This window comes from Hamadaea tsunoensis DSM 44101 (assembly GCF_000428945.1).
GTDB classification, from domain to species: Bacteria; Actinomycetota; Actinomycetes; order Mycobacteriales; family Micromonosporaceae; genus Hamadaea; species Hamadaea tsunoensis.
Genome location: NZ_AUAX01000029.1, coordinates 87,605 through 110,360, shown reverse-complemented (window position 1 = coordinate 110,360; position 22,756 = coordinate 87,605). Strand labels below are relative to the sequence as shown.

Here is a 22,756-nt window from a genome sequence, read left to right as displayed (position 1 = left end):
CGGTCGGCTCGATGCCGGCCGGCTCGCGTCCCGCGCGCGGCGGGTGGGGCGGCCCTGGTGGCGGGCCGCCCCGTGGGGTGGGCTACTCCAGCTCGGCGGCGTAGCGGTCGGCGTCGTCGGTGTCGGCGTCCAGCTCGGCGGCGTACGCGTTCTCCAGGTGGTCGCCGTCGTCTTCCGGGTCCTCGTCGTCGCGGTCCTCGTCGTCCTGGGCGCGGTGATCGGGCTCCTGCGGAGCGGCCGTGGCCTTGGTCGGGGCCTCGGTGTCCCGGTCGTCGTCCTGCTCGGGCGGGGCGGGCGCGGCCTGCGCCGGTTCGGCCGGGTTGGCGGTGACGGTGGCGCGGGTCTCGACGTCGGACAGGGCGTATCCGATGGACTGGAGGAACAGCAGGTAGCGGGAGGTGGCGTTGTCTACGTTGCGGTAGCTGTGCTTGCCGGTGCGGGCCTCGTACGCCGACAGGATGAGGGCGAGGGTGATCAGCTGGGCGCGGGCGTCGGTGGCGCGGGCCATCTGGGCGGCCAGGGCCTTGCACCCGGCCATGTTCCCGGTGGTCTTGACCGCGAGCAGGGTCAGCGCGAGTTCGTTGTTGCCGCTGATGGCCTGGCTCAGTTCGTGGTCGGCGCGGGCGAGGGATTCGGCGATGAACTTCACCGCGCCCTTGGGTGCGGTCTTGCCTGCGAACAGCTTCTTGAGCCACGCTCGGCGGACCTTCTCGGCGGACTCCCACGCCTGGTTGGAGGTGATGACGTCCTTGCGGGCGGCCTTGACCTGCTCGCGCTCGGCGTATGTCATGTCCGAGGGCCGGAGTTTGGTGGGCTTGCTGGGGTAGTGGCCGTTGGCGGCCAGGTCGGCGCACGCGTACCCGATGCGGTACGGGTCGGCGTCGCCGTAGTGGGTGCTGGTGATGTAGGCGGCGTGGCCGGGGCACTGGGTGTGCTGGTCGGGGTCGGCCTTGTTGCCGTCGCGGTCGTACAGGTCCTCGACCCGGCCGGTGTTGTTCTGAATCCAGGTGCGCGGCTCGTCGATGATCCGCACTCCGGCGGCGGTGAGCTGGTCGGCCAGGCTCTGCCGGAACGCTGCCTCGGCGTTGGCGCGCTCGGCGGCGTCGCGCAGGGTCTGCGTGACGTGCTCGAACTGGCCGGTGGTGGCGGCGTCGGTCAGTTTGGTCACGGCCTCGTCGTCGTCCTCGAACTCGGCGACGACGGCGGCCTGTTCCAGGGTGAGCCCGTACAGGTCGGCGTTTCGCTGGGCGCTGGTGCTGGCTGCGACCTTGACGGCGGCCACGACGTCGGCGGCGCGGGCAACGCCCGCTTTCTCGATGTCTCCGGCGGCCACACCGAACGCGGTCAGCTGCACGTACGCGGCGGCCTTGTCCTCGGTGGTGAAGGCGGCGCGGCGCTCGTTCTCGATGATCTGCAACTGGATGCGCATGGCCTCGTCGGTCGGGGCGCGGCGGACCAGTACGGGAACCTCCGGCAAGCCGATCTTGAGCGCGCCGAGGGTGCGGCGCTGACCCTTGACCACTTCGTAGGTCTCGCCGTCGACGGTCCAAGCGGTGATCGGCTCTTGAACGCCGAATGCCGTGAGGCTGTCCAGGAACGCGGGATCAAGGTCGACGGTGGTGCGGGCGTTCTTGCCGATGATCAGCTTGGCCGGGTCGACGTAGACCAGCTCGGCACGGGAGAGGTCGACGGCGGCGGCCGGGGCGGTGGTCTTGGTGTTGCGCTTGCGGGCGGTCTTCGTGGTGCTCATTGCAGGTGTCTCCTTCGTAGATGGCGCTGGTCCTCGGGTGGGCATTGCGGCGGTGCTGGGACTCGTTGCGGCCTGGGGCTTTCAGGTCCGGTGGCGGGCGGTGGCGGTGACCACCGGGGCCGCGAGCCGGGCGGCTCGATGCCGCCGGGATCGCGATCCGCGCCCGCCGTCCCGGTCGGGGGCTGCAACCCCCCGACCGATTGACGTAACATCCTGACAGACTGCTAGGGCTTGTTCTGGGTGGTCGTTAGGCGGGCCACGATGTCGGCCATGACGCGCAGGGCCTGCGGGGTGGCCTCGTCGTGCACGTAGATCACGCGGGCTTCGTCGTCGGCGCGGGCCTCGGCGGCGGGCTCGTGCGTGAGGGTCCATCCGGCCCGCTCCAGCTGCACGCGCAGGGAGTAGGCCAGGGCCTCGGCCGGGGTCGGCGGGGCGTCGTTGTGGCACGCGAAGTTGAGCGGGTCGCATTCGGTCTGGCCGCACTGCGGGCATTCCGAGGCGGTGTCGTCGACCCCCCGGAATGCTGCCGGGACCAGATATTCGTCGGGGTCGGCGGGCTCGAACTCGGGTCCATCGGTTTGCGATACGTCGTAGACGGCCATCATGCGGAACCGCACCGAATCGCCTTCGCTGCCGTCTGTGCCTTCGCCGCCTTCGGGTTCGGTGCTTTCGGCGCTGTCGGCCTGGTCCTCCTGGGCGGCGGTGCGGCCACGCGGCCGGACAATGCGCATCGGGCGGTTGTCGGTGATGGTGTGCCCGAGTTCGCGCCAGTGCCTGGGGCTGCCGACATCGGACAGCGTGATCCCGAGGTCTTCGGCCTGCTGGATCATCAGGGCCTGATTGCGCAGCGAGTACGTGAAGAACCGGGGCGACAGGCGGGCGGTCGTGGCGTACTCGACCACGGTTGCGACCATGCGGCCGTCCGGGTCGGACAGTGCCGCGTCGGCGCGGTCCTTCAACGCCTGGTCGTTGGCCTTGAACTGCGCGATCTCCTCGGGGGTGTAGCGGCTGCTGCGGCGGCTGGTCTTGCTGCCGCTCTTGCGGGCGGTCTTGCGGCCGCCGGTCTGGGTGGACATGGGGCGCTCCTCTCGGGTGGGGTGCGCCCGGCGGGTTTGCCGGGCGCACCGGGGGTTTCAGACCAGGCGGGCGGCGGCCCGGCCGATCTCGTCAGGGGTGGCGGCGGCCAGGGCGGCGGCGGCGGCGATCATGGCTGCGTCGTCGGCGGCCTCGGCGGTCTCTTCGGCGTAGTTGGCGGCGGCCATCTCGTCCATGAGGTCGTAATCGAGCCATGCAGCGGCGGTGTAGACGCGCAGGCACGCCAGCAGGGCGAATGCCGCTAGGGCTTCGGTGTGATGCGGGACGGGCAGCACGGGCAGGCGGCGGGCCTCGACGTCTTCGATGGTGAGGCCGTGTTGTGCGAGCATGTGGCGCACGTTGCACAGGAAGTCGCGCACCGTCTCGTCAATGTCGCACTGCACCGAGCACCAGATCTCATGAGAGCTGGCGGGCTGGTCGTCGCCCGGCTCCATGCTCGGGATCAGGACCATGGGGCCATTGCCGCCCGCGATCGAAAACGCGACCATGGCCGCGTACGCGTGGTCGGCGTACATCCTCATGAGTTCGGGGTCGGACATCGGTCGGCGTTCGTGGCTGTAGGCGATGGCGGTGAACGCTCGGACGGCGGCGCGGGCAAGCTCCGCGCGCATCGTGTTGTCGGCGGCTGCCTGGGACATCGTGGTTCTCCTTTCGGCGGCGGGGTACGCCCGGCGGTCGGGCCGGGCGTACCCCGGGGTTGTCAGGCGGCGACCGGCTGCGCGGTCTCGATCAGGGCGGCCTTGCGGGGGCGCTTGGCCTGGCCGGTGGCGGGGTTGGCGGCGTCGGCCTCGACGTCGGCGATGAACCGCACCGTCCGGCCGCGCAGGGCCGACAGGGGCTCGCTGCCGCTGAGCAGGGCGGCCGGGACGGTGCTCCACAGCTCCCATCCGTCGCCCTGGACCTGCATGCGGTAGCTGGCGGCACCGCTGCGGGCGAAGTGGTTGTCACGGATCGCCGTCGCCGCGATCACGCCCGTGACCTCGACCCCCTTACCGGTCGGCAGGGGCTGCACTGCGGACAGTCCGAGCGCGACGCGCTCGGCGGCGCGGGCCAGGGTGGCGGCCACAGCGGCGGCGCGGCGCTCGATGCGACGGGCGGCGGCCTCGATCCACCGACGCGCGCCGTTGACCTGGGCGGGGCTGAGCGCGCGGTACTCGGCCACACGTTCGGCCAGGGAGTCCAGGAACTCCGACGCGGGCCGATCGTCGCTGGCCAGCCACGCGACGACGTCGCCGGACTCGGTGTCGGCGGCCCACTGCTCGAACGCGCGAACCTTGCTCGCGTGGGCTCGGGCGCGGCGGTCCTCGGCCTGGGCCTGGCGCTCGCGCCAGGCCGCGACCTCGTCGGCTACCGCCTCACTCGTGCTGGTCGCCCACGTCCTACCGTGGTTGTGACCTCCACAGCCACAGTCGCAGTCACGGCCGGTCGCGTTGTGGCACCGGGGGTGGCAGATCTCGGCCGTGGTAGTCGCGTACAGGCGCTGCGCGGCCACGTCCTCGCCGCACGCGGGGCACCCGATCGTGCGGTGATCGTTGGCGGGAGTCTCGACGGTGACGCGTACCGGGCGGTTGCAGGTCTTGCAGGTCCCGAGGTAGTACGGCGTGGGCTGGGCGGCGATGATCACGAAGACTGCTCCTTAAGTAACATCCTGACAGACTGACTAGAGGTAAAGGGCGGCGTGCTCGTCGCAGTAGGCCACGCCGTTGAGCCCGGTCCACTCGGGGGCCTTGCGGCAGGTGAACGCGTCGCACGGGTCCGGCTCGATGAGCCGCACGTGCAGGTACAGGCTGCGCACGGCGGCGTCGTGATGCCAGGCCATCACGCCGCGCAGCGGGCGGTGCGCTACCGGTGTGCCGTTGAGCGTGAGCCGCAGGCGGTCGCGCTGACCGTGCTTCACGATGTGGGAGAACACGATCAACAGAGCGTCGTCGAGAATGATCACCTGGTCGGTCTGGTGGTTCTCGTCGCGCCAGTAGCGCGGCATGACCGCGTGCGCCTCCCACGTCTTCCCGCCGAGTTCCTGACAGGCGGCCTGCGCCATCTCCCGCGTGGCGGTGTAGAAGTGCTCCTCGTGGGTCACGGGTGCGACCTCGGGGACGTCGTACGCCGTGCACCGCTGGAGTTCGCGGGCGGTCTCTGCGTCGGTGAACATCGGGGCTCTCCTTCCTGCGGTTTCCCTCTTCCTTATATGTAACATCCTACCAGACTAGGCAAGGAAAAAGGTAGTCTGACCAGGGATTTTCTTGTCTTTTGATCCCTGTTTTTCTGTCCGCTGTGGACGTGCGGACCGGCGGCGGGGCGGGGGTTTGCCGCGCCCGTTGGGCGGGGCGGCGGCACCTGCCGCCGCCCGTACTCGGCGCCCTAGGTCCCGACAGAGGCTCGCGGTCAAGGTTGGAGGCTCCAAGATGCTTTTCGGGCCGTTCTTGCCCGGAAAGGATGTTGGAGGTGGCCTTGACCGGGAGGGTCGGGGCCGTAAGCCGGGTGCGGCTTTAAAAGGCAGGCCGCCGAAGGCGGTCCTTAGCCAGGCGGTCACGCCTGGCCGCTCTGACCTCGCGCCGGTCGGCGGCGGGGTGAGGCCGGCGGGGTGTTCGTGGTGACCAGACGATCAGCTGGCAGGGCGTGCCGGCCCGGGTTTGGCCGGTGCGTCCGGTGCCCGCGGGAGCAACGGTCCGGGCCAGCCGCGGACATGGGCAATGATGCTTTTGAACTGGTCTTTTAGGGTCTTCCGGCCATGACGGTTCGGCGGCCGCTCCTGTGGGGGATGCCTTCCCTCATTGGCGTCGATGGTGTCGGGGTTACAAGCCTCGGTGTGCGGCCCAGCGTCGGGCGGCGTCGCGGACTTCGGCTTTCCAGGGTTGCGGGTCGGCGGCGGTGATCTCTTCCCAGATCGCGACGTTGGCGGCGACGAGGACGGAGATTGCGTCGTCGTGGGCGGTGGCGTACGCGGGCAGGGTTTCGGCCCAGAGTTCGGCGTCTTTGGGGTGGTGGCCGGCGCGGATCATGTGCAGAGCCAGGTAGGCGGTGTCGATCCAGGCGGCGCCGACGGTGGGCCAGGCCCAGTCGACGAGTCGGGCGGTGGGGCCGATGAGGATGTTGTGGGCTTGCATGTCGGTGTGGGCGATGGTGGTGCCGTCCATCAGTGAGGCGTGGGCGCCGGCGTAGGTGGTGAAGCGGTCCGCCATGGTTCGCAGGGCAACCTCTTGCGGGCCGGTTTCGCTGCCAGTCGACGCAGCGTGTCGGCGATGAGGGGTAGGTCAGGTGAACCTAGTGTGAGGTCGGCTTGACGGTGGTCGGCGAGGAATCGGAAACCAAGGACGTCCCAGCCGACGGCGCTGATATGGAACTCCAGCGGTGCGGACAGGTCGCGCACGCTGGGGTTGATCAGGGCCTCGTTGGCTTGTGTCCAGATTGCCCGGCGATGATCGTCGGGTACGCCTTTGAGGAAGTAGCGGTCGCCGTGGACTGTTTGCATGGCCATGCCGAGCAGGCAGTTGCTTCCCGAGGTCATCTGTTGGGCGTCGGCGAAGGGGCCGGTTTCGGTTTCGATGAGTCGGCGCAGCTGTTCTGGTAGGTCGTCCCAGCGGACGCGAGTGTTCATCGGCGCTTCCTCTGCAGGCCGGCGGACGAGCGGTCACGCTACCGCACAGGGCGGGGTGGTCCCGGCCAACTGGCCGAGACCACCCCGCAGGCGGCTGTTATTCGGCGGTGAGGGGTTGTTCGAGTTCGGTGGGCGGTGCGGGCGGTGCGCCGAAGTGCTCGGCGAGGCCCCAGCGGGCCCAGAGACGGTGGGTACTGCCCATGGTGATGACGGTGGGCAGTGGCAGGGGCGGACGGCCCCAGGCGGGGTGGTCCCAGAAAGGCTGGCTGACCACGACCAGGTGGAGGAATTCGGCGAGGGGCAGGCCGAGTTTGGCGGCGGCCTGGGCGTCGGTGAACTGCTCGTACGGGTCGCCGTGTTCGATGCGCGCGCGCCAGTGCGGCGTACGCGGGTCGAATGCGGGCGCGGCGACGGGCATCGCGGCCGGCGCGGAACCGCCGTGTTCGCGGGCTGTGGCCGTACACGCGGGTGCGGGGCGAGCGGTTGCGGTGCGCCAGGTCGTCGGTCGGCGGGCGGCGGCGTAGAGCTGCTCGACGTCGGCCGTGTTGTGGATCGTGGGGCCGGGTGAGCGTAGCCAGGCGGTGAGGGCGTGGGAAGGCAGGACGCGGACGCCGCCGGGATGGTGGCGCTGCCAGCCGGTGATGCTGGTGTGGCCGTGGACGACGATCAGCGGGGTGACGTGTACGGCGTGGCCCCATGCCTGGCCGAGCGCGGCGCGAGCGAGGGCGGCTTCGCGGGACACCTCGGCCGGGTACTGCTGGCGGTAGCCGTTGACCGTGACGGCGCGGTCGGTGACATCGACGCGGGAGCCTCGGTGGTGTTTGGTGTTGATGACGAAGACGCCGTGGGGGCCGATGGCGAGGTGGTCGATGTCGCCGGCGCCGGTGTCGATGCTGTGCAGCACATGCCATCCGCGGCGGTTGAGGGTGTCGAGCTTGGTTGCGACGGCGTCCTCGCCCGCAGCGCCGACACGCCAGGACTGGTCCGGGGTCGGCCGGCCGGTGAGCCGGGCGAGCGTGCGGCCGAACAGGCCGGGGCGTACCTGCTGGGCACGCTCGCGGGCCTGCGTGCCGGCGGCAGTGGCGGCGAGGTCGGCGGTCTCGTCGGCGAGCACGGCTGCTTGCTGCCCCTTGGGCAGGTGCCGCCACCAGGTGATCGCGGCGTCGAACTCAGCCATCATGCCGGGGATCATCAGCTGCTGTCGTTGGGTGCGCAGGTCGAACCAGCCGATGTCGATCGACGGCTCGGCGCCTGTCGGGATAGTCGAGATGTAGAGCCGGTCGTGCAGGCCCCTGGTCCATCGCCGCACTTTGGTCCGCCGCAAGCTGATCAGCCTCCCCCCAGACGATCCGATTTGGACGATACGCCTCGGCCGCCCGGCCGGCGACCCGCTTGCGCACGAGGGCGGCGGTCGGTGCCGTCCCGCAGTCGTGTCCGCCGGTCAGGTGCCGAAAATGCGATGATGACGCAGGTGGTGAGGAGACACGACCGAAGGTGTGAAACCGTTGCACGGCAACGGTTCGCGGTCACTGTCAAAGGCGGCATGCCGGCCGGAGTCGGCGTGCTCGGCCTGGACTGCCCACAGGTGGGGCCGTACCGGCATGGTCCGCTGGCCGTTCCCAGGCATCGGCGTAGATCCGGCGGCCCGGCGCAGGCCGAACGCGACAACGGCCACGGTCGGCGGCAGGTGGGGCATCGTGCGGCGAGTCGGGGCCGTGACGGGAGGCGGTGCCGCGTCGCGGTTGGTGATCATGCCCAGCTCCCCCCGATGGTGGCAGTGCTCGATGTGGGCGGTAGCGCATCGGCGGCGCGGTGGCGACGGTGACGTTTGTGACGACGGTCGCGTTGCCGCAGCCCACAATGGTTGGCATCCTTGCGCGCCCGGGTGTGTGGAGGCGCGTGAGCGCCCGCGCGCGTAGTGAGTTGATCTCCAAGAGCGTCCACCCACATGGGGTTTGGAGTTTGGGGTCTGGGGCACCACTTTGGTCACGACCGTAACCACCCCCATTCCCCAGGACGTCTTCTGCGATCCCTGCCGAGAACCGTGGGCGGATGGCTTGTGCGGAGGCTTTCGCGATGGGTTCGCACAAGGAGTCAAGGAGGACATGCGCGGAGGGTTCGCTTATGCCTCGACACAGGGCCCGGCCGTAGCCATACCGCATGCCGTCGCGCGGCGGTCGCCGTGCATCGCCTCGACCCCCACGAAACGCGACCGCCGGCGGCGTCGATCACGTTCCCGGAACCGCGCGCCGAACACGCTCTCGTGACGGCGTACCCCCTGCGACCAGCCGGTTTGAGGCTTGCCCTATCGGTAGCGCGCACCCTGACGACGGCCGTCGGGGTGACCCTTGCCGGAAGGGTTACCGCAGGGGATCGGGCAAGGGCCACGACGCGTGCGGCCCGGGAAGACTGAGTCGGTGCGCCTCGACCGATCCGGAGCCGCTCGGCGGCCGTCCCGGACGGGTTCAGTGAAGGGTCTGCTGCCGCGGTGTGGTGGCGACGTTTGCACGGGTGTGCGGGGCTGGCCGTCCCCTGCCTGCCGGTGCTGGCGCGACGTCCAGCCATCGGCCAGTGGTTATGACAACGCGGAGGCCGCGGCGCGCAGATCCTGCTCTGCGACGCGGTACCAGGCGTACTCGTATCGCAGGGTCTGGTCGCCATAGCCGTCAGCGGTGAAGGCGAACGCGTCGGCGATGGCGGTCAACAGGCCGACCAGGGCGGCTGCGATGACCGTGAGGTCAAGCTCAGACGCTAGGTCGGCGGGCAGCTCAATGCGGCGGTCGGGTCGCGGGTCGAGCATGTCGAGGATGCCGCGGATGGCGACGGCGGTTTGGCCCCAGCGTAGTTCGGCGTCGATGTCGGGCGGCGCGGCGGCGGCGCAGACGGCGACGGTCAGGTGCAGCCCGACGAGGACGGCGGTGCTGGTGGAGCCTTCGGCGCCTACCTGTTCGGAAAGGCCGGCGGCCATCTCAATGACGTTCACAGCCGCAGCTTCCATCGGGATCGGTTGTGGTGCAACGGATGCGGTGGTGGATCTGTGGACGACCGACGAGTGTGCACAACTTGATCGACTATGGTTCAGGTAACGGGTCGGCAGATGGTTCGTGGTCACGCGTCGACGCACTCAGGTCGGGCGCAGTTCGGTGATCCGCACGGGCGACCGGCCTTGTGCAGTGCCCGGATCGCTTCGGCTTCGCGGGCGGCCCGGTCAGTATCGGACAGGTCGGCCGGCGGTGGTGCTGGGGGCGGCGGCGCCGGGCGGCTGGGGCCGGCGGTGATGCGCCGGGCGCGCCAGGCGGCGGTGATGGCCAACGATGCCGGGGTGGTGAGCCGGGCGGCCATCTCGTGGACGAGGGCCTGGATGTCGGCGCTGCGGTCGCGCAGCGGCCGGGTGTCGCGGTTCGCGCGATCGGCTTGGGCGGCTTCGGCTTGGCGCCGGCGGTATTGGGCGCGGAGGCGTTCGCGTTGGAGGTGAGCGGCGTTGGCGCGGATGTGGGCGGCCATGAGCCACTCGTGGCTGTGCTGGTAGTGCCAGCGCAGCGCGGCCTCGGCGAGGGCGTACGGGAGGTCGTCGAGGTCTTGCTGCCACGCGGTGATCAGGTCGTCGGTGATTTTGCGGTTGTCGCGGGCGCGAGCGGCCCGCAGGAGGTCGCGGATCTCGTCGCGGGTCATGGCTGGGCCTTGGCGGTGGCGAGCCATTCTTCGGCGTTGGCCGGTGTGTCGTCGTCGGTGGGCGTTGTCGTGGCTGGGCTGATCGGCGGTACGGCGCTCACCGGGTGGCCTTGCTGCGGGGTGGCGTCTGCGACGCCCTCGATGAGGTCGGTGAGCTGCCACGGATCGTCGCTGCCGGACGCGTACCACGCGGCCAGATGTGCGGCGATGTGCTCGGGCGAATAGCCGTCGGTGAGTGCCCGGGTGACGTGGTACTCGATGTCCCTGAGCGCTTCGGCAGTGGGCTGGTCGGTGAGAGCGTGCAGCCACGGTTGGGTGATGGCTGTAGTGGCGGCGGCGAGCGCGTCGGAGTCCCACGGATCGCGGAACTCGGCGTCCAAAGGCGCGGCGCCGGTCGCGGTAGGGCTGGCGGCCTCGGCGGCGGCTGCGACATCAGGCGGCGCGGCGTTGGCGATCATCGCCGCGAGTCGGGCCGGATCGGTGCCGTCCTCGTCCTGCCAGCGGGCGAGGACCTTGGCTGTGCGCTGTGCCGAGCCGCTGACCTGAAGGGCATCGGCGAGGACGCGCCCGACCTGTTCGACAAGGTCTGCGGGCGGCACCCGGTCGCCGGTGCTGCGCAGCCAGGCACCCATGATCGCCCGATGGCCGTGCGGTGCTGGCGCGGGACCTGCGGCCGGGTCAGGCTGCGGCAGTCCGTCGTCGGGAGGGTTGGCGGAAGGGATGGGCGCGGGGTTTCCCGATCCCCGTGAAGGCGGATCGAGCGGGGCCGCCGGGGGTGCCGGGGGCGCGGCGTCTGGCGTCGCTGCCGCGACCGGTGTCGCGTCGGCGGCAGGCTGGGCGGACGGCTTGCCGGTTCGGTAGGCGGAAGCCTTCGCCGACGTTTCACCGTCGGGGTTGGCGGAACGGTTGCGGGAACCCTTCGCGGTGTTCTTGGAGGAAGCCTTTGGGGCGGCCTTGGAAGTCGGCTTCGCAGCACGCCTGCCGGATGGGCGGCCTGAAGGGTTCGGTGTGTCCTCTCCGGAAGGGTTCTCGCTAGCCCCAGCGGAAGGGTCGCCGGTAGCCATCGCGCCGGGGTCGCCCGAAGGGTACTGGGACGCGGTTGCGGGGCGGCGGCGTGGCCGGCGGACCGGGCGCGGCGCGCCGGGCGAGGTGGCTTCGAGCATCTCCTTGACGATGAGGCGGCAGTTCTCGGTCAGGTCGGGCAGGTCGTTGACGCGCTGGAGTTCGGCGTGCATGGCGGCGAGGATGACGGGGCTGCGGACTTCGCTGAGCCGGTCGGCGGCCGAGCGCAGGACGTTGGGCTGCTTGTAAACGCGGTCGCCGCGGACGAGGGAGCGGACGAACAGCTCGCCGTAAGCGCGGTCGAGGATCACGAACCGGTGTTCTTCGAGTTCGTCGATGGCCTGGGTGAGGATGGGTTCGGTCATGTCGCTGGCCAGATGCGACCAGCGTGGGATGCGCAGCGCGATGCCGCCGTGGTGTTCGAGGTCGCGCTGCGAGAGCAGCATCGTGTACGCCCACTGCGCGGCGAAGGTGAGCGCGGTCCAGTCGGGGTCGTCGTCCCAGATGTCGGTGTAGAGCCGTGCTTCTTTGCGCATCGTTTGCCTGCCAAGGGTTTCGCCGAGGGATGCGGGAAGGGATCCGTTGGCGGGCATGGAAATGCCCGGGTCGGGATCGGGTGTGGTCACCGTCAGCGGGTGAGGTGCTGCCAGGTAAGGAATCCGGCGGTGGCGGCCACGCCGACGGCGGCGGTCAGCAGCCACAGCGGCCGGCCCGGCACCACGGCGGCGAGCAGCGGAGCGCACACGGCACCCGCGCCTTGGGTCGCGGCCCATACGCCGAAGTAGGACCCGCGGCGGTCTGGTGGGGCGATCGCGGCGACGACGGCGGGCGCGGCGGTCAGCGTGAGCAGCTCGCCGGTGACCCAGATCGGCAGCGTCCACGCGGCGGCCTGGAGGGTGCCGGTCAGCCCGGCGGCGACGAGGCCGAGGGTGACCAGGCCCGTCCCGAGCGCGCAGCCGGTCAGCGCCGGTACGCGGGCGAGCCACCGTCCGGCGATGGCCGAGACGAGCAAGACCACGGCCGGGTCGAGGGCCAGCAAGAGTGCGTACCCGCGCGGGGTGCTGCCGTGCGCGTTCAGGAGGACCGGCAGGCTGACCGTCGACTGTAGATGGACCAGCCAGAACGCGAACGTCAGGCCCGTGATCGCGATCAGGCGCCGATCGCGCAGAACGCCCGCTCGGGGCGTCTCTGCGGCCGGGCCGGTGCGCGGGTACAGGCGAGCAGGCTGGGCGAGCGTGAGGACGGCGAGGGCGAGGTTCGCGGCGGCGTTGGCCAGGAACAGAGCCGTCCAGGACCAGCCGAGCAGCGCCGCGCCCAGGAGGCAGGACAGGATCCGGCTGGCGTTGAGGACGAGGTAAAGCCACCGCTGCGCGGCGGCCGAGTCGGCCGGGCCGCGGCTGTGTGCGGTGAGGGCGGCTTGCAGCGGCGGCCGGTAGGCGTCGAACGTCGCCCCGGTGAGAACCGCGGCGGCCGCGAGCGCGGCCGGCTGGTGGACTGCGCCGAGGAAGAGGTACGCACCGGCGGCGATCAGGCTGGTGGTGGTGATGGTGGCGCGGGCGCCGATCCGGTCGGCCAGCCACCCGCCGACCGGCGCGGACATCGCCCACCCGGCGCCGAACCCGGCCATCAGCAGCGCGACGGTACGCGGGCCGAGGTGGTGGCCGGCGGCCAGCCAGTACGACATCAGCGGGACCACGACGAACCCGACCCGGACACTGCCGAGCGTGGCCAGCAGGCGCCGCACGGCGGGGGCGGCGGCTGGGCCGCCGGTCCCCCGCTGGTCGGTAGGCGGACTGTCGGGTGTGGAGACTGCAAGTGTGTTCATGCGGTCACCGGCTCACGGTGACGGTCTGGTCGACGACGATGCCGTACGCGTCGGCGGCGTCGGTCATCCGCGCGAAGGCCTGCTCGATGCTGCCGGCGTGCACGATCGCGGTTCCGACGGCGCCGGCCCACAGTGTCGATCCGGCCATGCCGCCGCTGTCGCCGGGCTTGGCGACCACGGTGGCTTCCAGGACGCCCGGCTGGCGCATGATCCGGGACACGGTCGCGATCTCGCGGATGCGGCCGTCGGGTGCGTACGGGCCGATCCAGCCGAACACGCCCGGCCGGGGCTCGACGTCGACAGTGAGGGGTTCACCGGCGGAATGCTGGGCCAGCAGCGACGGCACGTCGAGGCCGTAGGCGTGGTGCAGCAGGCGCTGGATGCCGCCGCCGCCGGGCCGTGCGGCGACCTCGCCGACGTAGAGGCGGCCCTGCCGGTCGACGAGGATCTCAGTGTGGGTGAACCCGTCGCGGACGGCGAGGGCGCGTACCGCCCGCTGTGCGAGGCCGGACAGGCGGATCGCCTCGTCGCTGCCGTAGGGCAGCAGGACTGATCCCATCGAGGTGCCCATGCCCTGCAAGGGCGGGATGTTGTAGAGCCCGACGGCGTTGTAGAGCGGTTCGCCGTTGGCCCACAGCTGGTCGATGTGGTACTCGGCGACGGGCTGGAGGTCCTGCTCGATGAGGAAGCCGCCTTGGTCGGCGAGGGCCCGCACGGTGGGTTCGGCGCTGAAGAACGGCGAGGTGCCGAGCGGGACGTGGAACAGGCGCTGTTCGGCGGCGCGCAGGTCGGCCGCGGTGTCGACGCTGAAGGTGCCCAGGGAGCCGAATCCCTTATAGGGCTTGATGATCATCGGCCAGCCGACGTGCGCGGCCGCTTCGTAGACGTCAGCCGGTGTGCGTATGTACCGGAACCGGGCGACGTTGATCCCGGCGTCTTGTAGGCGCCATTTCATGACGGCCTTGTCGGTCACGCCGACCGCGGTGTGCATGTTCATGCCGGGCAGGTCGAGCAGGTCGCGCAGGAATCCGGCGGCGACGACGGCGCCTTCCCAGGTCGTGGCGACCCGTTCGACGTCGCCGCGCAGCAGGTTGCCCACGCGGGCGATGTCCTCGAACGCTTGCCAGGACTCCACGACCCGCACCCGGTATGGCGGACGGTCGTCGGCGCGGTGGCGCAGTTGGTACGCCGGGCGGGTCATGACGGCGATCACATCGTGCCCGCGGGCCAGGAGAGCCTGTTCGAGCACGTCAGTGTGGTTGGACAGGACGAGAACGGTTGTCACAATGATCCCCCTCATTGGACGCGGATAGTGACCGGCGGCCTCGACTCCGGCGGCGCGGAATCCGTTGCAACACAGACGGCCTAGCGATGTCTGCGGCGCGTTCGCCTGACTCGTTGTTGCCGAGGTGCCGTGGTACCGGGCCGGCGAGCTGCTGGTTGACAGGCGCCCGCCCGCATCACACACTAAACGCACTGGTGCGTTTAAGTAAACACGCTAGTGTGTTTAAGTCGGGCGACGGGGGCCGCCTCCACTTCGTATCGAGGGAGGGCCCAACCATGTCCCTGATCCGGTGGCGCTACGCCAGCCGTGTCGGATTCCGCGGTCAGCGCAACGGCCTCGGACGGCGCTGGACCACACACCGCGACCCGCGGCAGATCTGGCTGGAAACCCACGGCGGCTACCCGATCCACCTGACCCGCTAGCCGCACATCTACGAGACGGCTTCGCCGCGCGCAGGTCGTGCGGCCGGACTGATCCGGCTGCGACCTGCCTCCACATGCGAGTCAGATCACCCGGCTGGGGCCGACCGTTGACCGGCGCCCGGCGTAGCGATCACGGCTCAAACACTGATCGGCTTTGGCAAGAACGGGGGGAACCGTTGTCCACCAACACATCCACCAGTCGCCCGGTGGGAAGGGCGGAGCGATCGCAGGCTCCGTCAGGCCGCCGTTGGCGGCGCTGCTGGACCGCCGCCGGGCTCATCGCAGTACTGCTCGCCGGCGTCGCAGCCGCGTCGGTCGCCACACCGGCCAGCGCGTCGACCCCACGATGCGACAACTGGGCGCGGGTGGTCTCCGGTGCCGAGTTGCCGCAGGAAGAGGTCTACCTGCCCGCCGCGAACGATGGTTGGGGCACCTGGAAGTGCATCTCGCGATCCGGCGATCACAATCCCGGGGTCGCTGAACTGCAACGTGGCCTGAACTGGTGCTACGGCAACAGCCGCGGCGTGAACCTCGGCGTCTCTCTCGCCGTGGACGGCGACTTCGGCCCAGCGACCAAGGCCGCAGTCGCGAAGGTCCAGAAGTTCCACAAGATCCCCGCCGATGGGGTCTACGGGCCCCAGACCGCCGCCAAGATCTGGCACCGCGGCCTGATGCGTACGCCCTACGGCTACTTCATCACGTGCGTCACGACCGCCGAAGCCGGTGTGCGCTGACCTCTCGCCTGGCCGCGCTGAGATCCAACGCGGCCAGGCGGCTACCGGCCACTCGTCCACAGACCTGCCCCGCCGGGGGCTGTTGCAGGGGGATCCCATGTCCACCAACGACTCCACGACGATCGCGACCAGCGGCCTAAGCGCAGGTAGCGGGCCGCCGTCGGTGAGGCGCTTGCCGCGCAGACATGGCCACCTGGTCGCCGGCCTGGCCGCCGTGCTGCTCGTCGCCGCTTTGTTCGTCGTACCGGCCAGCACCCCGGCGTACGCGTCGGCTCCGCGATGCACCACCCAGCACAGCTGGCACCGATACGACTACTACGGCGACAGATTCCTCGGTCTGCAACCCGGCTTCATCGACTTCACCGTCTGGACCCCGGCCGCCCGCAACAACGACGGCTCGTACACCTGGAACTGCCTGCTGGCACAGGGATCACACAACGACGCCGTCTACGAACTGCAATCCGAGATCAACGCCTGCTACGGCAGTTCGCCGACTTGGGGCGGCGTCGCGCTGGGGCTGCATCTGGCCGAAGACAGCGACTTCGGGCCGGCCACCAAGGCAGCCCTGGTCAAGATCCAGAAGTTTCACAAGATCACCGCCGATGGTGTCTACGGACCTCAGACCGCCACCACCATGCGGCACAACGCCTGGTCCAACGGCGGCGACACCGGCACCGGGCCCATCTGCGAAGACATGCCCGGCTGACCGCTCGAACGCGGCCGCCGGACCACTTCCCCGGCCCGGCGGCCCACCACCACAGGGGAGAAACCATGCCCGACGACCACATCACCGCGCATCGTCCCGGCCCGGTCCTGCGTCCGGCGGCACCGACTGCCGATACCGTTCCGGCGCACGCGCGCCCGTCGCTGCCGCTGCGGTGGCGGCTGATCGCCGCGATCGCCGTGGTCCTTCTCGGCCTGGCCGGCACCGCCATCGCCCCGGCGCACGCCGCAGGAAACCCACAGTGCACGACCGTGCACGAGTGGAATCTTCTGGACGCCAACGGCGATCCCCGCCTGGGTTCCGGGTCGTCGGAGTACGCGATCTGGACCCCGGCCGCCCGCTACAGCGACGGCTCCTACCGGTGGAGCTGCTTGCTGTCGCGCGGCGCCCACAACGTGGCCGTGCTGACCCTGCAGCAGACCATCAACGCCTGTTACGGGGCCCAGCCTCAGTCCGGCGGCGTCAACCTCGGCCTGCACCTGGCCGAAGACGCCGACTTCGGCCCGGCGACCCGCGCGGCGCTGATCCGCGTCCAGCAGTACCACCGCATCACCGCTGACGGGATCTACGGCCCGACGACCGCTACCACCATCCGCCACCAGGGCTACGGCTATGGCGGCGGGTTCGGCACCGGCCCCCTCTGCCACCCCTTCGGCGGCTGACCACCCGAGCTGACGGCGCCGAGCCCGGCCCGGCGGCCCCACACGAAAGAGACAGTCGCATGCCTGCACGCACACCTCGCGCAACCCGACGCCGATGCACCGCGGCCGCAATCCTGCTCGCGCTCATCGCCGGCCTCCTGGTCACGATCGCCAGCCCCGCGTCGGCGTCGACGCCGTACTGCCGGACCAGCACCTGGCAAGGCACCGCCGGCCGGACCATCCTCGTGCCCGCGGCTCCGAGCGGCTGGCGCTGCTACATGGGACGCGGCGCCCACTCGACCGCCGTCGCCGCACTCCAGCGATCCATGAACACCTGCTACCCGGCAGTGATTGGAGCCCGACTGCGCGTCGACGGAGTCTTCGGCCCCCGTACGCAGACCGCCCTGCTGCGCGTCCAGCGCAGGCTGCACATCCACCGCGACGGGATCTACGGTCCGCAGACCGCTCTGGCCATGCGACATATCGCGTATGGCGGCGGCTGCGACACGATCTCCCACCCCGGCGGCTGACATCTGCACAAATGCGCCCGGCCGGCTGGCGTTTGAACCAGTCACCTGCGATCAAGCCGGCGCCTTCATCGCGGACCGCCGAACGGTCAGTGGCTGCTCCCACGCTGCGACTTGACAGCTCTTCCGACCACGACTTACCCACCTGCGGCGCACGCTCGCGTGCGCAGCCTTCGTTCCCAACGGGGGAAACCCATGTGCGGCATCGCTGGCCTCGTCACTCAGTGGCAAGGGCCCACTCGCAATCGCATCGCCGTCACCGCGATGATCAAGACTCTCGAACACCGAGGCCCAGACGCCGCCGACGTCTGGGCCGACAACGGAGCCGCTCTCGGCCATACCCGCCTGGCGATCGTCGACCTCGCCGGCGGCACTCAGCCGATGACCGTCGACCGCGGCGACGGCAGCCTTGTGTTGTCGTTCTCCGGCGAGATCTACAACCACGACGAACTTCGTCGCCAACTCCGCGCGGCCGGGCACACCTTCCGGAGTCGTAGCGACACCGAGGTCATCCTGCACGCCCACCAGCAGTGGGGCGCTCAGGCCCCGACACATCTGCGCGGCATCTTCGCGTACGCCTTGTGGGACACCTCCACCAACACGCTGCTACTCGTCCGCGACCGGCTCGGCGTGAAGCCGCTCTACTTCGCTCTACTCGGCGGGGAATTGATCTTCGGCAGCGAACACAAGGCGCTGCTCGCACACCCGATGCTCCCGGCCGAGATCGACGACGACGGACTAACTGAGCTGCTGGCCATGGTCCCCATGACAACACCCGGCCACGGAATCCTGCGCCAGATCCACGAGGTGCCTCCAGCGACCATCGTCCGTTACAACCGGCAAGGACTCTCCCGGACCGTGTACTGGCAACTGACGAGCCACCGCCACGAACACAGCCGCGCAACGACGATCAGCCGCGTACGCGAACTCCTCGCCGCGGCCGTCGACGAACAGATCAAGGCAGACGTCCCAGTCGGCTCGCTACTGTCCGGCGGCGTCGACTCCTCCGCCGTCGCGGCCCTCGCCGCCCAGTACCTCGGCGGCGAGCAACTATGGACCTACGACCTGATGCACGCCGAGCCCGCACGGGCCGCGTCGTCGTTCCACAACTCCGACGACCATCCTGCGGCACTGCTGGCTGCCGAGCACATCAAGAGCGAGCACCGCACGATCACCGCGTCCACCGCCGACCTCCTCGCCGCGCACGCTGCGACCCGGCAGGCGATGGACCTGCCGAGCCTCACGCCGATCAACGCCTCGCTGCTGCACCTGTTCATCGGGATCAGCCGTGACCGGCGTGTAGTGCTGTCCGGTGAGGGCGCGGACGAACTGTTCGGCGGGTATCGCTGGCATGATCTCGACGCCGGCGACCATCAGCCGGGCCGTTTCCCTTGGCACAGCACATATGAACCGCTCACCGCGCTACTCAACCGCGACACTCTGCGCGCCCTGCGCCCGAGCCGGCATATTGCCACCCGGCGCCGCGCCGCCCTGGAACAGATGCCGCTACCCGCCGGTGAGATTGGCCGTGACCGCCGTCAACGCGAGACGGACTGGCTGACCGTCGTCTTCTACCTCCCGTTCCTGTTGCGGCGCAAGGACAGGCTCTCGATGCGCGCTGGCGTCGAAGCCCGAGTCCCGTTTCTCGACCACCGGCTCGTCGAATATGCCTGGAACATCCCCGCCGACATGCGCCCATCGCGGCGCATGGAGAAGGGTGTCCTCCGGGAGGCGGTCGCCGACCTGCTCCCAACCCAGGTCGCTTGGAGACGCAAGAGCGGCTACCCAGCCAGCGTCACCACCGGCTACCGCGACGCGCTATGGCAGCAGCTCCGCGACGTCCTGGCCACCCCCCGCTCACCCATCCTGCACCTGATCAACCCTCGGAACGTCGCCGCGATGCTCGACCGGCACGCCGGCGAACTGCATAGTTGGACGCCTCTGCAGCATGTCGCCTACTTGTTGGAGCTCAACTACTTCCTTCGGGGAGTGAGGATCCGATGAGCTATAACGGCGAACCGTCGGCGATCGTGCCAGCGCTCACGTTCGACGTCCTGGGTTCGAGGTCGCTCGTCGAGGGGCTGGCTCCGCCGGCCGATGCGATCCCTGGTGCGCTTCCGGTGGCCGACGTGACTCCAAGAACCGACGGCGACGCGATCTGGTTGTCGACGGTCATCATGGATAGCGATGGACGGATCTCCGTACGCGCCGCTGCTCGCCATCTAGGGTGGACGACTGGACGTGTCACCGTCGTGGCCGACCCGCCGGCGGGCGCCCTCGTTGTGACGGCCGGAGGTCCGCAGGCAATAACCGCGAAGGGGCTGCTGCGGCTGCCGCTTGCAACGCGGCGTGCATGCGACCTCGCGGTGAGCACACAACTTTTGTTGGTCGTTCCGCCAGATTGTGCTGCGCTTCTGGCGTTTGCGCCTTACGCCGTTCAGCGGTGGATCCGCTACGGCTACGAGCAGCGCGAAACGGGTCAGTGATGGACAAAATCCAAGGCGCGGCCGCTGACATCGAGGCTATCCAGGCGCTTCTAGACCGGCTCGGAGTCCGCCCCGAGCAGCTCCTGTCCACGAAGACACCTCGAACCGTGCCGACGTTCGCAGAGTATGTGGATCGCGTCTCCACCGCCGTGCCGGCCAGCACCCTCCGTGTGTACGGAACCTACTGGCGCAAGCTGAAACTGGCGTGGGGACACCGGACTATCGACGAGCCGTCCCACACCGAAGTCAAGCAGTTCGTCCTGGACATCAAGAGTCAGGTGGTGGTTCGTCGGAACGCGCGAGGCGGGCGAACGGCCATGGAACACATGGTCGCCGCATTCCGCTGCCTGTATAGCTTCGCAATCAGCGACGGCTACCTCGCTACCGCGGATAACCCGGCAGGCGGTGTGGAGAAGCCTCGACGTCTGCCCAGTAACAGGTACGCCCTCACACCCACTCAACTCGCCGACGTGAACCAAGTCGCGGCCGCGACGGGAAACGATCCACAGCTCGACAGCCTACTGCTACGCCTGCACGAGGAAACGGCGTGCCGGCGCGGCGGGGCTCTGGCCTTGCGGCCGGTTGACCTCAACCAGCAACTGTGTTTGATCCGGCTGCGGGAGAAGGGTGAAACGGAACGTGATCAGCCGGTGTCGCCAACGCTCATGGCCGCTCTCGTGCGTCATGCTCAGCAGCGCGGCAACGCCGATGAGCAAGGTCAGCTGCTTCGCACGCGCAACGGCAAGCCCATCACTCGGCGGCGCTATGACTACCTCTGGAACCGGCTCGGCAAGGAGATCCCGTGGGTGCGGGCTCAGGGAGTCAGTACGCACTGGCTGAGAACGACGACGCTGACCTGGGTCGAGCGGACCTTCAGCTACGCCATTGCCAGAGCGTATGCCGGCCACAACGACCGCCGTAGTAACGCCGGAACGACCACGACCTACGTTCGGGCGGACATCTACGAGGTGGCGGCGGCGCTCTCCGCGCTGACACGGGAACATCACCCGCTGTTGGCGCACGACGATGCTGGATGGGCTCGGCGGGGGCCGACGTAGCCGGAGATGGCGCGAACGGCGATGAGATGCGCTGCCAGGGGCGCGCGTGCGGCGGTCGTAAGCTCGCCGCACGCGCGACCTGCTACACAGTGGTCGTTTGTGGGGCCTCGGACCTATATCGGTCGAGGAGCCGCCGGTCAGCCAGCGGATGCTCTTCTCCGGTAAGGATTGAGAGTGCTGCCGCGATCTCTTCCAGGGTCGCTTTCACGTACACGATCGTGCTGCCGATGCTCGACCGATCGCTGCTGGCGCGGCGATCGTGGCCACCGTAGCGACGTGCGATCGCGTAGCTGAAGTTGCGTTCCACCCATTGCAGGATCGTGTGACGGATCCAGTGCGAGTTGACGTTCTCCCGCAGAACCCATGGAAGGTGCTTGCCGAGCCGCACGAACAAGCCGTCCCACCGACGATGCGTGATAGCCGATCCGTCCTTGTATCGCAGAAGACGACCGTCGGACGGTGCGTGCCTGGTGGTGGCGTGATGCCGGAGCCCGTCCATGAGAGACCTGGAGATCGGCTGCCATCGGTCGGACTTGCCCTTCTCGCGCAGGAGAATGAGGCACTGTTCGGGGTCGAGATCGTTGGGTCGCAGGGCAAGGGCTCCGCCTCGTCGGCAGGCAGTCTCACTGTGCAGCCGAATGATCAGGACGTCGAGTTCGGGGTCGTCGCCAGTCGAGCCCGCGACGTGGCCCAGTGCCGTCAGCCGCTCATGTACCAACGGTCGACGAAGCGAGGCGGGACGGTCGGGCTTGCGTAGCGCGAGGGAGGGATCCCGCCGCTCCTCGATGTGACCGGCGGCACGTGCGAGGCGGTACAACCGGCGCACCGCTCCTACGAAGTTTTCGATCACTCCGTCGCCTCCCCGGTCTGTGCGGCGAACGGTACGGTTGGCCTTCAACCATTCTCCGAGTTGGATGAACTCCATGGTCGACGGCTCGCTCAGCCGTCGCTCAGGCCATTTCTCCTCCAGCCTCTTCCAGTACGTGTCGTATGCCTTGAGAGAACCGGCGCTCGTCGCTCTTCGTGCGTCGGGGATGAACTCCGCGAAGGTAGGAACGGCCTTCCGCTCCGACGTGCCGTCCACGTCGGCGAGGAGGTCGTCCAGGCTCACGTTGAGCCTCTCCAGAAGCATGCGAGCCGCAGCTATGTCCGAGACGCTGGGTGTTGCGGTCACCGCTGATCACCGCCCTTCTCCGCCGACCAACTGGCGATCATGGCGTCCAAGGCGGTCATCGAGTAGATGGTCAACCGGTTGCGACCGGAGTCAGCGACGAGAAGCGCTGGTGCTCCGCTGGCCAAGCCACTTCGCCTGCGCAGAGCGATTGGTATCCGTAGGCGTCCGCCGGCGCGCAGTCTGAGACGTCCGGAGGGACTGGTTGAGACCAGGATCCCTAGGTCGCAGGCGTCGGCAGACAGGCGAGTGTCGCCCGACCAGCCCAGCGTTTCAGCGGTCGCTCGGATCGCAAGGCGTCCGTCCCGGTCGGCATGGGCGAAGTCGTATCGAACGCCACTCGTATCGGTACGGATGAGCGGAACCATCGCGGGCGGCGGTCCCAGTGGCCGCTCCGGCCGCTCCGAACTCGGTGCACCGAGTTCGCCACCCGGTGCACGGAGGTCGCTGCCGGTGTCGCCAAAGGGGAGCAGCAGCGGCGCCAACTTCGGAAGTGAGCGGGTCATGACAGCCACCGGAGGGTGACCTGTGCCCCGCAAGAGGGGTGCCTGGTGCTGGTCTCGCGTGTCCAAGTGCGCTCGGACACGCGGTTCGTAAAACCGGCGTGTATCCCGTGTGTGAGTGTCCGAGGGGGGACTTGAACCCCCACGCCCGTTAAGGGCACTAGCACCTCAAGCTAGCGCGTCTGCCATTCCGCCACCCGGAC

23 protein-coding genes and 1 tRNA gene are annotated in these 22,756 nt (G+C 69.4%); 8 read left to right on the top strand and 16 right to left on the bottom strand.

The annotated features are described in order from the left end of the window. Nucleotides 1-82: 82 nt before the first annotated feature. The 14 genes from G401_RS50085 to G401_RS0132720 form a co-directional block, all read right to left on the bottom strand. Nucleotides 83-1,750: a ParB/RepB/Spo0J family partition protein gene (locus G401_RS50085; RefSeq protein WP_051367478.1), complete on the bottom strand. Its 1,668-nt coding sequence runs from the start codon at nt 1,748-1,750 to the stop codon at nt 83-85. 224 nt (nt 1,751-1,974) lie between these two features. After that, nucleotides 1,975-2,826, bottom strand: coding sequence for a hypothetical protein (locus tag G401_RS0132770; RefSeq protein WP_027345805.1), 852 nt, complete (start codon nt 2,824-2,826; stop codon nt 1,975-1,977). A 57-nt stretch (nt 2,827-2,883) separates the two neighbouring features. Further along, the gene (locus tag G401_RS0132765) at nt 2,884-3,483 is read right to left on the bottom strand and encodes a hypothetical protein (protein ID WP_027345804.1); all 600 of its coding nucleotides are present in this window, start codon (nt 3,481-3,483) and stop codon (nt 2,884-2,886) included. 62 nt (nt 3,484-3,545) lie between these two features. Continuing rightward, nucleotides 3,546-4,469, bottom strand: coding sequence for a hypothetical protein (locus tag G401_RS0132760; protein ID WP_027345803.1), 924 nt, complete (start codon nt 4,467-4,469; stop codon nt 3,546-3,548). Between the two features lie 36 nt (nt 4,470-4,505). Then, complete coding sequence (locus G401_RS0132755; protein ID WP_027345802.1) at nt 4,506-4,997, bottom strand: hypothetical protein; 492 nt, start codon at nt 4,995-4,997, stop codon at nt 4,506-4,508. 643 nt (nt 4,998-5,640) lie between these two features. Continuing rightward, nucleotides 5,641-6,027, bottom strand: a complete 387-nt coding sequence (locus tag G401_RS50080) for a hypothetical protein (protein WP_034593850.1) — start codon at nt 6,025-6,027, stop codon at nt 5,641-5,643. Further along, a complete protein-coding gene (locus G401_RS56330) occupies nt 5,982-6,443 on the bottom strand; it encodes a hypothetical protein (protein ID WP_157546666.1) in 462 nt (153 codons plus the stop codon). The genes G401_RS50080 and G401_RS56330 overlap by 46 nt, the downstream gene beginning before the upstream one ends. 97 nt (nt 6,444-6,540) lie before the next feature. Continuing rightward, entirely contained in the window at nt 6,541-7,767 is a 1,227-nt protein-coding gene (locus G401_RS53670) for a nuclease-related domain-containing protein (protein WP_157546665.1), read from the bottom strand. A gap of 117 nt (nt 7,768-7,884) precedes the next feature. After that, a complete protein-coding gene (locus G401_RS56325) occupies nt 7,885-8,196 on the bottom strand; it encodes a hypothetical protein (RefSeq protein WP_157546664.1) in 312 nt (103 codons plus the stop codon). An 822-nt stretch (nt 8,197-9,018) separates the two neighbouring features. Continuing rightward, nucleotides 9,019-9,426 (bottom strand): hypothetical protein, encoded by a 408-nt coding sequence (locus tag G401_RS0132740; RefSeq protein WP_034593848.1) that lies wholly within the window; start codon nt 9,424-9,426, stop codon nt 9,019-9,021. A 125-nt stretch (nt 9,427-9,551) separates the two neighbouring features. Beyond that, nucleotides 9,552-10,115, bottom strand: coding sequence for a hypothetical protein (locus G401_RS53665; protein ID WP_051367476.1), 564 nt, complete (start codon nt 10,113-10,115; stop codon nt 9,552-9,554). Continuing rightward, complete coding sequence (locus G401_RS0132730; protein WP_157546663.1) at nt 10,112-11,803, bottom strand: hypothetical protein; 1,692 nt, start codon at nt 11,801-11,803, stop codon at nt 10,112-10,114. Before G401_RS0132730 ends, G401_RS53665 begins: the two co-directional genes overlap by 4 nt. A 2-nt stretch (nt 11,804-11,805) precedes the next feature. Continuing rightward, nucleotides 11,806-13,002 (bottom strand): MFS transporter, encoded by a 1,197-nt coding sequence (locus tag G401_RS0132725; protein WP_084557887.1) that lies wholly within the window; start codon nt 13,000-13,002, stop codon nt 11,806-11,808. Nucleotides 13,003-13,006: 4 nt separating this feature from the next. Further along, nucleotides 13,007-14,287, bottom strand: a complete 1,281-nt coding sequence (locus tag G401_RS0132720) for an ATP-grasp domain-containing protein (protein ID WP_027345798.1) — start codon at nt 14,285-14,287, stop codon at nt 13,007-13,009. Between the two features lie 275 nt (nt 14,288-14,562). On the opposite strand from G401_RS0132720, the gene G401_RS56320 reads away from it, so the two are divergent. The 8 genes from G401_RS56320 to G401_RS58010 all read left to right on the top strand — a co-directional run bounded on the left by G401_RS56320 (nt 14,563) and on the right by G401_RS58010 (nt 20,879). Beyond that, nucleotides 14,563-14,709: a hypothetical protein gene (locus tag G401_RS56320; RefSeq protein ID WP_157546662.1), complete on the top strand. Its 147-nt coding sequence runs from the start codon at nt 14,563-14,565 to the stop codon at nt 14,707-14,709. Nucleotides 14,710-14,915: 206 nt separating this feature from the next. Further along, complete coding sequence (locus tag G401_RS55215) at nt 14,916-15,443, top strand: peptidoglycan-binding domain-containing protein (RefSeq protein WP_211240910.1); 528 nt, start codon at nt 14,916-14,918, stop codon at nt 15,441-15,443. A gap of 172 nt (nt 15,444-15,615) precedes the next feature. Next, nucleotides 15,616-16,149, top strand: coding sequence for a peptidoglycan-binding domain-containing protein (locus tag G401_RS53660; protein ID WP_027345796.1), 534 nt, complete (start codon nt 15,616-15,618; stop codon nt 16,147-16,149). A gap of 65 nt (nt 16,150-16,214) precedes the next feature. Next, nucleotides 16,215-16,829: a peptidoglycan-binding domain-containing protein gene (locus G401_RS0132700; RefSeq protein ID WP_027345795.1), complete on the top strand. Its 615-nt coding sequence runs from the start codon at nt 16,215-16,217 to the stop codon at nt 16,827-16,829. A gap of 59 nt (nt 16,830-16,888) precedes the next feature. Then, nucleotides 16,889-17,338 (top strand): peptidoglycan-binding domain-containing protein, encoded by a 450-nt coding sequence (locus G401_RS0132695; protein ID WP_027345794.1) that lies wholly within the window; start codon nt 16,889-16,891, stop codon nt 17,336-17,338. Nucleotides 17,339-17,530: 192 nt separating this feature from the next. After that, nucleotides 17,531-19,339 carry an asparagine synthase (glutamine-hydrolyzing) gene (asnB, locus tag G401_RS0132690; protein WP_027345793.1) on the top strand — a complete coding sequence of 603 codons (1,809 nt, stop codon included), beginning with the start codon at nt 17,531-17,533 and terminating at the stop codon, nt 19,337-19,339. Continuing rightward, nucleotides 19,336-19,821 carry a hypothetical protein gene (locus G401_RS0132685; protein WP_027345792.1) on the top strand — a complete coding sequence of 162 codons (486 nt, stop codon included), beginning with the start codon at nt 19,336-19,338 and terminating at the stop codon, nt 19,819-19,821. The genes asnB and G401_RS0132685 overlap by 4 nt, the downstream gene beginning before the upstream one ends. After that, the gene (locus G401_RS58010; protein WP_051367485.1) at nt 19,821-20,879 is read left to right on the top strand and encodes a tyrosine-type recombinase/integrase; all 1,059 of its coding nucleotides are present in this window, start codon (nt 19,821-19,823) and stop codon (nt 20,877-20,879) included. Before G401_RS0132685 ends, G401_RS58010 begins: the two co-directional genes overlap by 1 nt. An 82-nt stretch (nt 20,880-20,961) precedes the next feature. Here the strand turns inward: G401_RS58010 and G401_RS50050 are convergent, their stop codons facing one another. Both G401_RS50050 and G401_RS0132670 read right to left on the bottom strand, forming a co-directional pair. Continuing rightward, complete coding sequence (locus G401_RS50050; RefSeq protein WP_245601911.1) at nt 20,962-21,990, bottom strand: tyrosine-type recombinase/integrase; 1,029 nt, start codon at nt 21,988-21,990, stop codon at nt 20,962-20,964. Nucleotides 21,991-22,672: 682 nt separating this feature from the next. Beyond that, nucleotides 22,673-22,756: transfer RNA gene (locus G401_RS0132670), tRNA-Leu, on the bottom strand.